Annotated in this window: 14 protein-coding genes and 2 pseudogenes; 12 read left to right on the forward strand and 4 right to left on the reverse strand. The window is 71.2% G+C overall.

Annotation, left to right across the window (positions count from 1 at the left end; genetic code table 11):
* Positions 1–32: 32 nt before the first annotated feature.
* Positions 33–176, forward strand: coding sequence for a hypothetical protein (locus M0M48_RS02700; RefSeq protein WP_257754302.1), 144 nt, complete (start codon positions 33–35; stop codon positions 174–176).
* Here the strand turns inward: M0M48_RS02700 and M0M48_RS02705 are convergent.
* Positions 157–2,121, reverse strand: a complete 1,965-nt coding sequence (locus M0M48_RS02705) for a DEAD/DEAH box helicase (RefSeq protein ID WP_257754303.1) — start codon at positions 2,119–2,121, stop codon at positions 157–159. The two genes, M0M48_RS02700 and M0M48_RS02705, sit on opposite strands and share 20 nt — an antisense overlap.
* Positions 2,122–2,155: 34 nt before the next feature.
* Here M0M48_RS02705 and M0M48_RS02710 point away from each other — a divergent pair.
* Positions 2,156–3,324 (forward strand): IS3 family transposase gene (locus M0M48_RS02710; protein ID WP_257752069.1). Its coding sequence is split into 2 segments (ribosomal slippage): positions 2,156–2,408 and positions 2,408–3,324, totalling 1,170 coding nucleotides; the frame shifts between segments, so codons are not numbered across the junction.
* 12 nt (positions 3,325–3,336) lie between these two features.
* Here M0M48_RS02710 and M0M48_RS02715 read toward each other — a convergent pair.
* The gene (locus M0M48_RS02715) at positions 3,337–3,618 is read right to left on the reverse strand and encodes a hypothetical protein (protein ID WP_257754304.1); all 282 of its coding nucleotides are present in this window, start codon (positions 3,616–3,618) and stop codon (positions 3,337–3,339) included.
* 356 nt (positions 3,619–3,974) lie between these two features.
* On the opposite strand from M0M48_RS02715, the gene M0M48_RS02720 reads away from it, so the two are divergent.
* Positions 3,975–4,385, forward strand: coding sequence for a VOC family protein (locus M0M48_RS02720; protein WP_257754305.1), 411 nt, complete (start codon positions 3,975–3,977; stop codon positions 4,383–4,385).
* Positions 4,386–4,414: 29 nt separating this feature from the next.
* Here M0M48_RS02720 and trmB read toward each other — a convergent pair.
* Positions 4,415–4,677 (reverse strand): annotated as a pseudogene (gene trmB / locus M0M48_RS02725) (tRNA (guanine(46)-N(7))-methyltransferase TrmB); the annotation flags it as partial.
* Positions 4,678–4,782: 105 nt separating this feature from the next.
* On the opposite strand from trmB, the gene M0M48_RS02730 reads away from it, so the two are divergent.
* From M0M48_RS02730 to M0M48_RS02760, 7 genes and pseudogenes are all read left to right on the forward strand, one after another.
* Entirely contained in the window at positions 4,783–5,556 is a 774-nt protein-coding gene (locus M0M48_RS02730; protein ID WP_257754306.1) for a CpaF family protein, read from the forward strand.
* A 4-nt stretch (positions 5,557–5,560) separates the two neighbouring features.
* On the forward strand, positions 5,561–6,382 hold the full coding sequence (locus M0M48_RS02735; protein WP_257754307.1) for a type II secretion system F family protein: 822 nt from the start codon (positions 5,561–5,563) through the stop codon (positions 6,380–6,382).
* Positions 6,379–7,314 carry a type II secretion system F family protein gene (locus M0M48_RS02740; RefSeq protein WP_257754308.1) on the forward strand — a complete coding sequence of 312 codons (936 nt, stop codon included), beginning with the start codon at positions 6,379–6,381 and terminating at the stop codon, positions 7,312–7,314. Before M0M48_RS02735 ends, M0M48_RS02740 begins: the two co-directional genes overlap by 4 nt.
* Before the next feature lie 17 nt (positions 7,315–7,331).
* The gene (locus tag M0M48_RS02745; RefSeq protein ID WP_257754309.1) at positions 7,332–7,529 is read left to right on the forward strand and encodes a hypothetical protein; all 198 of its coding nucleotides are present in this window, start codon (positions 7,332–7,334) and stop codon (positions 7,527–7,529) included.
* Positions 7,526–7,951, forward strand: a complete 426-nt coding sequence (locus M0M48_RS02750) for a TadE/TadG family type IV pilus assembly protein (protein ID WP_257754310.1) — start codon at positions 7,526–7,528, stop codon at positions 7,949–7,951. The genes M0M48_RS02745 and M0M48_RS02750 overlap by 4 nt, the downstream gene beginning before the upstream one ends.
* Positions 7,948–8,400: a hypothetical protein gene (locus M0M48_RS02755; RefSeq protein ID WP_257754311.1), complete on the forward strand. Its 453-nt coding sequence runs from the start codon at positions 7,948–7,950 to the stop codon at positions 8,398–8,400. The genes M0M48_RS02750 and M0M48_RS02755 overlap by 4 nt, the downstream gene beginning before the upstream one ends.
* Positions 8,397–8,606 (forward strand): annotated as a pseudogene (locus M0M48_RS02760) (pilus assembly protein TadG-related protein); the annotation flags it as partial. The gene M0M48_RS02755 and the pseudogene M0M48_RS02760, both read left to right, overlap by 4 nt.
* Before the next feature lie 274 nt (positions 8,607–8,880).
* On the opposite strand, the gene M0M48_RS02765 reads toward M0M48_RS02760, so the two are convergent.
* Entirely contained in the window at positions 8,881–10,980 is a 2,100-nt protein-coding gene (locus M0M48_RS02765; protein WP_257754312.1) for a BTAD domain-containing putative transcriptional regulator, read from the reverse strand.
* A gap of 110 nt (positions 10,981–11,090) precedes the next feature.
* Between M0M48_RS02765 and M0M48_RS02770 the strand changes: the two genes are divergently transcribed.
* Both M0M48_RS02770 and M0M48_RS02775 read left to right on the forward strand, forming a co-directional pair.
* Positions 11,091–11,780, forward strand: a complete 690-nt coding sequence (locus M0M48_RS02770; RefSeq protein WP_257754313.1) for a hypothetical protein — start codon at positions 11,091–11,093, stop codon at positions 11,778–11,780.
* A gap of 159 nt (positions 11,781–11,939) precedes the next feature.
* Complete coding sequence (locus M0M48_RS02775; protein ID WP_257759297.1) at positions 11,940–13,520, forward strand: carboxypeptidase-like regulatory domain-containing protein; 1,581 nt, start codon at positions 11,940–11,942, stop codon at positions 13,518–13,520.
* The last annotated feature ends 28 nt before the right edge of the window (positions 13,521–13,548 follow it).

The raw sequence follows: 13,548 nt of genomic DNA on the forward strand, positions 1-13,548 counted from the left end.
TCCGACCAGTACGCCGCTTCTAGCGTGATGACTTGAGTTCCGTCGCCGCTATTGCCGATGGTTCTGCGGTGGACGAAGTTCTGGTCGTCGACCAGCCCGCTCTCGAGGAGCGCCGCGGTGAGCTCGTGAACCTCGCGCTCGAACTCCGCGACGGGTTCAGTCCTGGGCATCGGTGAAGAGGTCGCGCAGATTCGCGACGGTCTCGGCGTCGAGGTCTTCAAGCATGACCTCGCCCGACGCGAGGTCGGCGGCCAGACCAGCGATCGACTTGTCGTAGCTCTTGACCCGCTTCTCTGTGGCTCGGGACATGTCGCGGTGGAGGACCTGCATGGTCGCCCGCTCCTCCTCAGTCGGATAGCGGAAACTGAGGGCGAAGTCGTGTTCCTTGACCTGGTCGTACTCCTCGATCAGGGCATCCATTTCCTCCCCGATACCGCACACGCGTACCCATGCCTTGCTGCGGGTGATCGCCGTGAACAGGCGGTTCCGCACGCGCGCGAGGTTGGCAGTTGCTGTCATCGAGTCGTCGGCGTTGATGATGTAGACCATTGCTGCCTCGTTGCCCTTCGCCCGATGGATCCCGGTGAAGGTCACGCTCTGCTCGTCGTTCTTGAAGAAGACGTCCGCGCCCGTGTCGACGCCAGCGAGGTGGGATTGGATCTTCATGTCGTATAGCCGCTTGCGCACGATGCCGACGGCGTTTCGGGTCCTGATCGGGTCAGGGTTGATGACGATGATGTCGTTGGGCGCCAGCTCGTCGTGCTCGAGGTTGATCTTGATCTGCTCAGCGACCCACTCAGCTTGCTGACGGGCGGTGGGGAACGACCGGAACTCCAGGAGGTCCTCGATGGGTGAGTGCTCCTCCAGGAAGCGTGGGCTGGATCCTTCGTCGCGGACGAGGGCGACCTGCTTGCCTTCCTCGAGCTGGCCGCTGCGGACTCGATAGCCGATGTCGTCCCACAGGCTCTTCTGCTCAAAGATCTGCACCAGACCAGTGGTCGACTTTGCGGGCTTGACCCGATAAATACCGAAGCCGAGGGCGTGTGCGGTCACCAGCAGGGGACGCGAGTTCCGATAGCATTTCTCCAAGATGATGTCGCGGCGGCCGCCTTCGTTGTCGACATCGAACCTGACGCGGGGCTCGCCACGGTCGTTGAGACCAAAGATCTCTTCGGGCGGTGCTAGTCCGGCTCCGTTGAGGGTCTGGAGTTCGTCGTAGGCGTAGACCAGGAGTTTCTCGTCGCCGAGCATCTCGTAGCACATGCGGAGGAAGTCGGCGGGCAGGTCCTGGGCCTCGTCGACCAGTAGCACGTCGAACGACTGTCGGATCGAAGTGGCGTCCTTGAGCGCCGCGGCGCACGCCCAACCCAAGGGATCGATGCTGCCGAACTCAGTCTTGGCGCGCCCGAAGTCGCGGTATGCGACGCCGTTGTCGGCACAGAATCGGTGGTACACGCCGTCGCGTGCGGGCCCGCCCGGGGCACCCCACGCGGTCAGCACGTGAATCTTCGACCAGTCGGGCTCGTCGCCGGTCTGTTCGATCGTGAAGGTGTTGATCAATCGGCGGAACTGCGCGCTGAGTGAGCGGGTGTTGAACGTGACACCGATGCGCCACCCCGGGTGCTGGGCGTGCAGATAGGCGGCCTTCAACGCGAGGACGACGGTCTTGCCGGAGCCAGCGAGACCGCGGATGCGTTGCACGTCGTGTGCGGTTTCGATGACGGCGCGACTCTGCTGGGCGTCCAGTGTCGCGATCGAGCTCTCCAAGCGCTTCAGCTTCGCTCCGCGAGAGTTGACGGTCTCCACTGTCCGCGTGGTCCCGGTCCGTCGGATCCCGGAGATGCTCTGCAATGCCGACACAGTGCGCCGGTAGAGGTCGTCGTTGCCGCCATCCCATTCGAAGTCCTCGAGCGCGCCCGCCAAGCTGGACTGGTTGACGACGGGGTATTCGGATCCGTCCTCCACGGCGAGGTGGGCGTCGCCCAGTGCCGGGGCGAACGTGATCGCCTGAACCTCGACCTTCAGGCTACGGCGGCGGACGAGATCGGCGTGCTGCAGCAGTCTGATCTCGATCAGCCGCGCCGAGTTGGCGTGCCTCAGACATTTCGGACAGTGGATCAAATAAGGTCCATTCCGAAATGGAGGTAACTAGTTAATGCCGGAAAAGCGTCGAAAGTTCACGCCTGAGTTCAAGGACGAGGCCGTGAAAATGGTGATCGAGTCGTCTCGTTCGATCGCCGAGGTCGCCCGCGAGATCCACGTCAATGAAGGCACGCTGGGAAACTGGTGCGCGAAGTACCGGGAGGCGAACCCCGAGGAAGAGTCGCCACTGTCGATATCGGAGCGTGCCCGACTTCGTGAGCTCGAGAGTGAAGTTCGCGAACTGCGGATGCGTAACGAGTTCTTGGGAAAAGCGGCGGCCTTCTTCGCCCAGGAGTATCGGTGAGCGCGAAATACGAGTTCATCGACGCGCAGAAGGCGCACTATCCGGTGGTCAAGATGTGCGCCTGGGCCGGGGTGTCCCGGTCTGGCTTCTACGACTGGGCCGACCGGCCCGCCTCGGCCACCGCACAGCGTCGCGAGCGACTCAAGGCCGTGATCGAGGCCGTCTTCGACGACTCCGACGCCACCTACGGCTACCGGCGGATCCACGCTTCCCTCGGCCGCATGGGCGAGGACGCCAGCCCGGAGCTGGTGCGGGGGCTGATGCGCGAGCTCGGACTGGTGCCGTGCCAGCCCCGGCCGTCCCGGCCGACCACCACCATCGCCGGCGACGCCGCCGCAGTGCCCGACCTCCTCGGACGCGACTTCACCGCCCACGCGCCGGGAACCAAACTCGTCTCCGATATCACCTACATCGGCACGGATGAGGGCTGGTTGTACCTGGCGACGGTGATCGACTGCGCCACCAAGGCCTGCATCGGCTACGCCATGGCCGACCACATGCGCACCTCTTTGGTAGTCGAGGCATTGGATATGGCCGCACGCAACTACACCCTGGAATCACAATGTGTGATCCACTCGGATCGCGGAACGCAATACATGAGCGACGAATTTGCCCGCGCAGCCTCACGACTCGATCTTCGCCGGTCGGTGGGTAGAACTGGGATCTGTTTCGATAACGCGTTAGCCGAATCGTTCAACGCAGCGGTGAAAGTCGAACGGGTCAATCGCGTGACCTATCCCACCCGCGACGAAGCGAGGAAAGACGTGGCCCGGTACATCGAATTCCGCTATAATCGCCTACGTCTTCATTCAGCACTCGGCTACCGCACCCCACAAGAGGTCCACGACGAGTACTGCAACCAGCAGCAGGCAGCGTAAAAACACAATTAATCACTGTCCGAAATTTGCGCGGCAGCCCAAGTCATCCTGTCGGTCCTGATACTGGCCGAGTTCGCTGCCCTCGACGATGTCGAACACGATTACGCCCAGCTCCGGTGACACGTAGACCGCGTCGACCGGTCGGCTTCCGTCGGGAGTGGTGGTCACCGGGAATCCGACGAACAACTCGCCGCCCGATGGTGCTGCCGGATCCGACTCGAAGAACGAGGCAAGGGCCTCGCTGGCCGCAGGCTTCGCGTTCGTGCCCCGCACCACGACGTTACGATCAGCCATCAATCCGCCCCTCACTCGACCGGGGGGAACGATAGCCCGTCGCGCTGACGTTCGGCGGCCAGGCGTCGAGGTGCTTGGTGGATCGTGACTTCGCGGCGGGCCAAGGAGCCTGACTTCGGGCACCGCCCCCGAGGGCGCTGGCGCTGTAGCCTTCAGTCGAGGCGGCTCGCAGGATGGAATGGCGCCGCGTGCAGTAGTTTTCTTTACTGCGGTCAACACCGTAAGTACCTACGCCAACGCCATTCGGTCTCGACCGACCCCGCTCCGGACCTAGCGCCGACGCGAGGGGTAAGGCACCTGTCACCTGCTCGTGCAGCAGACCCCCTCGATTGGGATGAGCCCTCTATCGTCGGTTCATGATCACTCGACTGAACCCCTACCTCAGCTTCGCGGGTGATGCCTCGGCCGCCCTGGCGTTCTACCAGGACATCTTCGGCGGCGATCTCACGATCAACCACTTCGGCGACTTCGGCACCGACGACCACGGCATGGGCGACCAGGTCATGCACGGCCAGCTGTCAACAGCGTCTGGCCTCACGCTGATGGCCGCCGACATGCTGCCGGGCGAGACGTTGCGGCCCGGGAACAACCTCGCGGTCAGCCTCGGCGGGGACGACACCGAGGAACTGCGCGGCTACTGGCAGGCGCTGTCGGACGGAGGGACCGTGACGGTCGAGCTGGCCACCCAGCCGTGGGGCGACGAGTTCGGGATGTGCGTCGACCGGTACGGGACCTCGTGGCTGGTCAACATCATCGGGGGCGGCTGACCTACCCGATCCGCGCTGCGCCCGGTCGATCAGGCTGTCCGTCGGTACCGCAGGTCGGCGATGCCGCGGCCGGCGGCAGTCCCCTTGCGCTCGAACCTCGTCACCGGCCGCTCGGCCCAGCGATCGACCACGCCACCCTCGAGGCCCGGCTCGGCATCGAGCACCCGCACCATCTGCTCGGCGTAGTCGGCCCAGTCGGTGGCCAGCCGCCACACGTCCCCGGACGGAGGCGACTCGCCGCGAGGGCCGCGAAGGGTGGGGTGACCAGCCGGCGCTTGTGGTGCCGGGGTCTGCTGCACGATCCGGTGACAGGATGGCGCAGTGCCCGAGTCGGCCAGCGCCGGCGACCTGAGCGCTCGCATCGCAAGCAAACCTCGTTTGGCCAGGTCAGCATGCAGTGGTTTTCTTTACTGCGGTCAACGTCCGCAAGTTCGTGGTGCGGGCGGCGCGGCTGGCCGAGCTGGTCGAGCTCGGGACGCTGACGCCCGAGGCGGCGCGGTTCCTGGAGGCGTCGGTGCGGGCCGGGCTCAACATCCTGGTCACCGGCGGCACCCAGGCCGGCAAGACCACCCTGCTCAACTGCCTGGCGGCCGCGATCCCCGGTGGGGAGCGGGTGATCTCGGCCGAGGAGGTCTTCGAGATCCGCTTCCCGCACCCCGACTGGGTCGCGCTCCAGACCCGCCAGGAGGGTCTCGAGGGCACCGGCGAGGTGCGTCTGCGCGACCTGGTCAAGGAGTCGCTGCGGATGCGGCCCAGCCGGATCATCGTCGGCGAGGTGCGCGCCGAGGAGTGCCTCGACCTGCTGATCGCGCTCAACGCCGGGGTGCCGGGCATGTGCACGCTCCACGCCAACAGTGCCCGCGAGGCGCTGACCAAGGCCTGCACGCTGCCGCTGCTGGCGGGCGAGAACATCTCGGCGCGGTTCGTCGTACCGACGGTGGCGGCGTCGGTCGACCTCGTCGTGCACCTCGCCCTCGATCCCTCGGGCGTACGCCGGGTGAGCGAGGTCGTCGCGGTGCCCGGACGGATGGAGGGCGACGTGATCGAGACCGAGACGATCTTCGAGTGGCGCGAGGGCGCGCTGCGCCGGGGGATCGGCCTGCCGCCGCGGATCGAGCGGTACGAGCGGGCCGGGGTCGACGTCGTCCGGCTGCTGCGCGAGGCCCGGTGACGACATGGGTGCGCTCGTCGGTCTGGGGTTCGGGCTCGGCTGCCTGCTGATCGCCCGGGCGCTCACCCAGCCTGCGCCCGTTGACGCCACAGTGTCGCCGTCGCCGCGAAAGCACGTCGACCGCGAACTCGTCGCCCTGTGCCTGACCAGCGGGCTGGTCGGTGCCGTGCTCGCGCTGGGGCTCACCCACGTGCTGCCGATCGCGGTGGTGCTCGGTGCGCTCGCCGGCTACCTCCCGCTCGCGCTCGCGCAAGGTCGGGCACGGCGCCGGCAGCGTGAGCTCGCGGAGGTGTGGCCCGAGGCGGTCGACGACCTCGCTTCCGCCGTACGGGCGGGGATGTCGCTGCCCGACGCCGTCGCCGCGCTCGAGGTACGCGGCCCGGGCCCGTTGCGGCCGGCGTTCGCGGCGTTCGCGCTCGACTACCAGGTCTCCGGCCGGTTCGGTGACTGCCTCGACCGGCTGGGGGAGCGGCTGGCCGACCCCGTCGGCGACCGCGTGGTCGAGGGACTGCGGATCGCGCGCGAGGTCGGCGGGGGTGACCTCGGACGGCTGCTGCGCAACCTGTCCGGCTACCTGCGCGACGACCTGCGCACCCGCTCCGAGCTCGAGGCGCGCCAGTCGTGGGCGGTCAACGGCGCCCGGGTCGCGGTCGCGGCGCCGTGGCTGGTGCTGCTGGTGATGTCGACCCAGCCGACCGTGCTCGCGCGCTACCAGTCGGCCGGCGGGGTCGTCGTCCTGGCGGCCGGTGCGGCGCTGTGCGTGGCCGCCTACCGGCTGATGATCCGGCTTGGCCGGCTGCCCGCCGAACGGCGGATCCTGCGATGAGCGCCGCACTCGCCGGCGGCCTCGTCGGACTCGGTACGGCGCTCGGCCTGCTTCTCGTCGTCGTCCGGGTGGCTGCGATCCGCCGGCCGCCGCTCGAGGCGCGGGTGCTGCCCTACGTCCGGGACCTCCTGCCCGCCGCCACCGCGGCGACGCCGGCGCGGACCGCGACCGGCCGTGGCCCGGGCGCGGGTCTCGGCGTCCTCGCGGGGCTCGGCGACCTGGTCGACCGGGTGGTCGGCGGTGCGGCGTCGGTACGCCGACGGCTCGACCGGGCCGGCCTCGACCTCACGGTGCGCGAGTTCCGTACCCAGCAGGTGCTCTGGGGACTGGCCGGGTTCGCCCTCGCGGTGGCGCTCGCGCTGCTCCGCTCCTGGGAACGGCCCACCGCGAGCGCGCCGCTGCCCCTGCTGCTGGCCTGCGTGGGGGCGTTCGGCTGCGGAGTGCTGCTGCGCGACCAACGGCTGACGACCCAGGTCCGGCGTCGCGAAGCCGCGATGCTCGCCGAGTTCCCCACCGTCGCCGAGCTCCTCGCGCTCAGCGTCGCCGCGGGCGAGTCACCCGTCGCCGCGCTCGACCGGGTCGTGCGCCGCAGCCGGGGCGAGCTCTCCCGCGAGCTGGGCGAGGTCCTCGCCCGGATCCGCACCGGCGAGCCCGTCGCCGACGCCTTTGACCGACTGGCCGCCGCCAGCGGACTCGGCGTGGTCGCCCGGTTCGCCCACGGCATCGCGGTCGCGGTCGAGCGCGGGACGCCCCTCGCCGACGTCCTCCACGCCCAAGCCGCCGACGTCCGCGAAGCCGGACGCCGCGCGCTGATCGAGCAGGCCGCCCGCAAGGAGATCGCGATGCTCGTGCCGGTCGTGCTGCTGGTGCTGCCGACGACCGTGGTCTTCGCCTTCTGGCCGGGCTTCGTCGGCCTGACCCTGAGTCACTGAACCGAGAGGAACCACCGATGATCCACCGCTCCCTCCACCGTCACCGTCATCGCCACCGACCACGGCACCGCCGCGGCCGCGCCGACCAGCGCGGCGACGTACCGGGCTGGGTCCTGGTGACCCTGATGACCGTCTCGGTCGGCGTGGCATTGTGGGGGATCGCCGAGCCGCGCTTGGTCGGCCTGCTCCAGTCCGCGCTCGACTCGGTGAAGTGACCCGGCCCGGTCGAGCGACCCGGCTCGGTCGGGCGGGGAGCCAGCGCGGTACCGCCCTGGTCGACCTGACCCTGGTCACGCTCGTGCTGCTGCCGGTGGTGCTCGGGATCGTCCAGGTCGCCCTCGTCCTCCACGTCCGTACGACGCTCGCCGCCGCCGCGTCGGAGGGAGCCCGGCTCGCGGCGACCGCCGACCGCGACCCGGCCGACGGCGTCGCCCGGACCCGCGAGGTCGTCGCGACCTCGCTCTCGGGCCGCTACGCCCGCGACGTCACCGCCCGCCGAGTCCTCGTCGACGGGGCGCCGGGGGTGGAGATCACCGTCCGCGCCGTGGTCCCGGCGCTCGGCCTCGGCGGACCCGGTGTCGAGCTCGCCGTGACCGGCCGCGCAGTGTCCGAGGTCTTCGAGGCGGCGCCGCCGTGAGCCGGGCCGGGAGGGACCAGCGGGGGAGCGGCCTGGTCGAGCTCGTCTGGCTCAGCCTGGTCCTGCTGCTCCCACTGCTGTGGATCGTGCTGGCGGTGTTCGAGGTGCAGCGCGGCTCCTTCGGGGTCAGCGGGGCGACCCGGGCCGCGGCGCGTGCGTACGCGCTGGCTCCCGACGACCGCACCGGCCAGGACCGCGCCGAGCGGGTCGCCCGCCAGGTCCTCGCCGACCAGGGACTCGTCGACGTGCCGCTGCGGGTGCGGATCACCTGCACGCCGTACCCGGGGAGCTGCCACCGGGGGACCTCGGTGATCACCGTTCGGATCGACAGCGCGGTCACGCTCCCGCTGCTGCCGGACGTGCTCGGCTCGGGGGCGCCGACCTTCCGGCTGAGCTCGGCGGAGAGCGTGCCGATCGGCCGCTACCGCGAGTCCGCCGGCGCCCCATGACCCGCCACCCCACGACCAGCCACCCCACGACCGGCCACCCGGCGACCGGCCACCCGGCGACCGGTGCCTCGGCAACCCGCGGCTCGACCACCCCGCTGGTGGCCGGCTTCGCCGCGGTGATCCTGCTCCTCGTCGCGGTCGTCGTCGACGCCAGCGCCGCCCAGCTCACCCGCCAGCGCCTGGACGCGGTCGCCGACGGCGCCGCGCTCCAGGGCGCGGACCTCGGTGCTCAGGGCCGTGACGCCTACGAGGGCGGCCTGGCCGGTCACGACCTCGCGCTGAGCCGGGCCGCGGCGGAGCGGGCGGTGGCGGACTACCTGCGCGCGAGCGGCGCGCTGCGCGAGCACCCGGGGCTACGCGCGACCGTACGGGTCGAGGGGGAGCGGGTGGTCGTGGTCCTGGTGGTGGGGGTGGAGCTGCCGTTCCGGGTGCCGGGCGGACCGGGCTACGCGACGGTGCGGGCGGTCGGTTCCGCGGTGGTCAGGCCGGCTCGGCGTCCCATGACTGCGCCGGTACGCCCAGCTCGTCCATCCGCTCGGCGTAGCGCCGGTACGCCAGCCGGGCCTCGCCGTAGCGCCCGGCCGCGCGCAGGGCGCCCACGAGCGTGAGGTGGTCGGGCTCGTCGTAGGGGTCGGCCCGCAGCAGGCGGGTCAGCCAGGGGACGGCGGCGTCGGGGGCGCCCTGGCGCAGGTGGCGCCCGGCCAGGGCGCGGTGGACCTGGCGCGCGAGCCGGGCGAGCTCCTCGCGGATGTCGTCGGCCCAGTCGGCGTCCTCGCCGTCGGCGAACGGGCCGGTGTAGAGCGACGCGGCCGTCTCGAGGGCGGCGAGGACGCGGCGGGCGTGCTCGGCGTCGCCGGGTGGGGTCCGGGCGTCGTCCTCGGCGAGTGCCGTGCGGGCTGCCTGGCGGAACTCGTCGACGTCGTGCTCGACGTGCTCGGGGGCGAGGGAGAGGAGGCCGCCGGAGGTACGGAGGAAGTGGTTGCTCGGGTGCGTGCGGGTCGGGTCGAGGGTGACCCGGAGGTGGGACAGGGCGACCGAGAGACGGTTGCTGACCTCGCGCGTGCCGGGCCACAGCAGCTCCGCGAGCCGCGCTCGGGTGAGGCCGGCGGGACCGTGCGCGGCGATCAACCGCAGCGCCTCGTGCGCCTTACGGGAGGGCCACTCGTCGACGGGGACCGGCTGGTTGTCGCGCAGGACCGCGAACCGGCCCAGGGAGTGGATCCGGACGGGCGCGGTGGTCGCTCCGACGCCGATCGCGTGGAGCTGTCCGGCGATCTGGCCGACGTCGGCGACGACACCGTGGCTGCGGAGCTCGGCGACGGCCAGCCGGCGCTCGACCGGGTCCGCGCCGAGGTGGGCGGCGACCAGCCGGTGGATCGCGATCCGGATCGGGTCGCCGATGCGGCGGCGGAGCTGGTCGGCCTCACGCAGGCGGGGATCGTCGGCACCGGTCCGGTCGAGCAGGCACAGGATCTCCAGGGACTCCGCCATCCGGGTCAGGTCGTTGACCTTGCCGGACTCGACGACGGCGAGCTCGGCCTGCGCGCGGGCCCGTTCGGGGTCGCCCGTGCACAGGTGCACCCAGGCGGCCGCGGTGAGGACGCTGGCGCTGCGGACCGCGATCGGCTCGCGCTCGATGCGGGCCAGCAGCGCGGTCGCGGCGGCCGGCTCGCGCGGAGCCGTGACCAGGGCCAGCCCGGCGAGCGAGGGGACGAGCGTCTGGGCGTCGCCCTCGACCTGGGCGGCCTCGATCGCGTGCCGGAAGGACGCCGCCGCCTGCGTGGCGAGCCCGAGGACAGCCTGGATGTCGCCGGCCAGCTGCCAGGAGCCGCCGGCGTTGGGCGAGCCGGCCGAGACGTAGAAGGTGCGGGCCTGGTTGGCCGCGGTGAGCGCTTCGTCCAGCCGGCCGAGGGTCATCAGCGCCTCGGCGAGGTTGTGCCTCAGGAGCGCGAGCCCGGACTGGTGACCTGTACGGAGGTTGACCTGCTGGCCGGCGATCGCGGCGGCGACCGCTGCCTCGGGATCGCCCTCCTCGAGGGCTCGCGACGACAGGTTGTTGAGCACCCGCTCCAGGGTCAGGTCGTCCCCCGTCCGCTCGGCCCAGGCGCGGGCCCGGTCGTAGTAGCGCTGGTTCGCGTCGCGGTCGCCCTCGGCGGCCGAGAGCAGGGCGAGCGCCACGTCCACGACGCCCTGGGCCGCGCCTGCAGCGATCCGGTCGAGCTCGGTGGCCCGGTCCGCATGCCTGCGTGCGGCGTCCTGGTCGCCCCGGTTCCAGGCAACGGCGGCGCGGACGGCGTGGAGCCGGGCGAGGTCGGCCGGCGCCGAGGCCGGGTCGACGCGCTCGGCGACCAGCTCGGCGTCGCGGAGGTGCCCGAGGTGGTGCAGGCCGTAGGCGGCGCGCCACACGAGCCAGCCGGGGACCGGGGCCGGCAGCCGGTCGAGCAGGGCCAGCCACTGGTCGCGCAGGAGCAGCGCCGTCAGCTCCGGGGCTCGCGCCCGCGCCCGCTCGAGCGGCTCGGTCGCCTGCAGGACATCGGCCAGCAGCGCATCCGCGGCCTCGTGGGGCGCCGGCTCGGTCACGCGCACATCGTAGAGGCGGGACGCCTCCCGAAAGACGACTTTAAGGTCGTCCGCTCACCCTGGTGCGGGCCGCACGGCCCCGGCATGCCCGCACACACCTAGGGAGACAGATGCGTTCCAAGATCATGACGGCCCTGACCGTCCTCGGCGCGGTCACCGTTCTGGTCCTCGCCGCCAACACCGCAGCCCTCGCCGCCACCGGCAAGGGCTTCCTGCTCGGCAAGGTCAACAGCACGAGCAAGGTGAGCACCCTGGCCCGTACGAAGCCCGGCCCGGCGCTCTCCGTCAAGACGAAGACGGGCAACGACGCCCCCTTCGCCGTCAACGGCAAGGGCAAGGTCACCAACCTCAACGCCGACACGGTCGACGGCAAGGACGCGAGCGCCCTCGGCACGCGCGCCTGGGTCTGGTCGTACTCCGGCTCGTCGTCCGCGTCGAGCGCGCACACCTACACGCTGCCCAACCTGCCCGCGGGCACCTACCTCTTCAACTACGAGGCGTGGCTGCGGCCCAGCACCTACAACGGTGCCGGGATCCTCGACTGCTACCTCAGCCGCGGTTCCCTGTACGGCGCTGAGTCGGGCGCCCCCGGCAACGCCAGCTTCGGCACCGGGGTCACCGGCTCGGCCACCATGACGCTGCCGGTCCCGGCCAGCGTGAGCCTGAACTGCCGGGTCAGCACCGGCACGTCCACCTGGACCTTCGACCAGAGCCAGCCCCTCCGGATCAGCGCCATCCCGATCAGCGAGCTGACGCTGAAGGGCTTCCCGAACGCTCGGGTGCTCCCGCGGAGCAAGTGACCGAGCGGCGCTGACCTCGGACGCCCGACCCGTGGGGAGGTCGGGCGTCCGTGCGTCCGTGGACCGGGCCATTTCCGCCCCGCCGACCGCTCCGGCCCGCTAACGTCCCGGGTAACTACGTCCCGGGCCACCCGGGCGACGACGATGGGGAGTCGACGAATGCGTGTGCAGATGCTGAGCCGTGCCCGGCGGCGCTGGGTCGGAGCCGCCCTGGCGGCCGCGACGGCCGCGGCGGGAGCGGGCCTCGGGACGATGGCGAGCGCCGAGGCCGCCGAGCCGGTCCCGGTCGGGGCGATCTCGGGCACGGTGACCGCTCAGGTGGGCGGTGCGCCGGTCAAGGACGTCACGGTGATCGGCTACCAGCTGACCAGCGAGGCCGACGGCCCGGTGCGGACGTGGGTGCCGGTGCGGTTCGCGAAGACGAACGCGGCCGGGGCGTACACGCTCTACGGCTCCCCGGGCGAGTACCGGGTCCAGTTCTCGGCCTGCCCGGCGCAGGACTGCGCGGCGCCGACCTACGCGCCCGAGTTCTACAACGACGTGACGACGGTCGACGCCGCAACCACGCTCAGCATCACCGACAACGCCGACCGCACCGGCGTCAACGCGTCGCTGGCGCCCGGCCACCTGCTCGCGGGCACGGTCACCGGCCCTCAGGCAGCGGCGGTCGGCGACGGCCTGGTCACGGCGTACACCAAGACCGGCGACACCTGGAACGCCACCTACTTCTCGAAGATCGAGTCCGACGGCACCTACTCGTTCGTGGTGCCCGACGGCAGCTACAAGGTCGGGTACGCCGGCAAGGGCGCCAACTACGCGCGGGAGTACTACAACGACAGCGCCGACCTCGCCGGGGCGCAGGCGCTCGCGGTCGCGGGTGCGCCGCGGACCGGGATCGACGCCCAGCTCGCGCTGATCAAGGTGCAGCCCACGGCCAAGCCCTACATCAGCGGCGTGCCGCGGGTCGGTGACACGCTCGCGGTGACGGTGGGCTCGTGGCTGCCGCAGTCCGACGACTACCAGTTCACCTCCACGTGGTTCCGCTCCGGCTCGCCGGACCCGATCGGGACCGGCGACAGCATCGTCGTCCCGGCCGCCGCGCTGGGGGAGAAGATCACGGTGCGCGTCTCCGGCACCCTCGCCGGGTACGACGCCAACGCGATCGCGTCCGAGCCGACCCCCACGGTGGCTCCCGAGCCGACCTCGCTCGCGTCGGTCGTCCCGCCGCGCGTGCTGGGCACCGCCCAGGTCGGCCGCACGCTGACGGTCGACCCCGGCACCTGGGAGGCGACGCCCAACGCCTACGGCTACCTCTGGCTGGCCGACGGCACGCAGATCCCCGGTGCGACCGCGAGGACCTTCACCCTGACCCCCGCCCAGCTCGGCAAGGACATCACGGTGCTCGTCACCGCGATCGCGCCCGGCTACCTGGCCGGCTACGGCCAGGCGCGTGCGGCGACCGAGGTCAAGCCGGGTGCGCTGAGCGTGCGCACCGCGCCGCGGATCAAGGGCAAGGCGAAGGTCGGCTCCCGGCTCACGGTCACGTACGCCGCCGCGAGCCCGGCCGCGACCGTCCGGATCCAGTGGACCGTCGGCGGCAAGCCCGTCGCGGGCGCCACCCGGGCGACGTACAAGCCGGGCAAGGCGGCCAAGGGCAAGAAGGTCCGCGCCGTGGTGACCTACACCGCGCCGGGCTACGACCGGCGGAGCGTGGGTTCGGCGGCCGTTCGGGTGCGATAGCCCTGGGATTCACCTGTCGTTGGCCGGG

This window comes from Pimelobacter simplex, from assembly GCF_024662235.1.
In the GTDB taxonomy this organism is placed as follows: Bacteria; Actinomycetota; Actinomycetes; order Propionibacteriales; family Nocardioidaceae; genus Nocardioides.

Coding starts and splice junctions, on each gene's coding strand:
- M0M48_RS02715 (WP_257754304.1), bottom strand. CDS start 3,618: ATGGCTGATCGTAACGTCGTGGTGCGGGGCACGAACGCGAAGCCTGCG.
- M0M48_RS02720 (WP_257754305.1), top strand. CDS start 3,975: ATGATCACTCGACTGAACCCCTACCTCAGCTTCGCGGGTGATGCCTCG.
- M0M48_RS02735 (WP_257754307.1), top strand. CDS start 5,561: ATGGGTGCGCTCGTCGGTCTGGGGTTCGGGCTCGGCTGCCTGCTGATC.
- M0M48_RS02740 (WP_257754308.1), top strand. CDS start 6,379: ATGAGCGCCGCACTCGCCGGCGGCCTCGTCGGACTCGGTACGGCGCTC.
- M0M48_RS02745 (WP_257754309.1), top strand. CDS start 7,332: ATGATCCACCGCTCCCTCCACCGTCACCGTCATCGCCACCGACCACGG.
- M0M48_RS02770 (WP_257754313.1), top strand. CDS start 11,091: ATGCGTTCCAAGATCATGACGGCCCTGACCGTCCTCGGCGCGGTCACC.
- M0M48_RS02775 (WP_257759297.1), top strand. CDS start 11,940: ATGCGTGTGCAGATGCTGAGCCGTGCCCGGCGGCGCTGGGTCGGAGCC.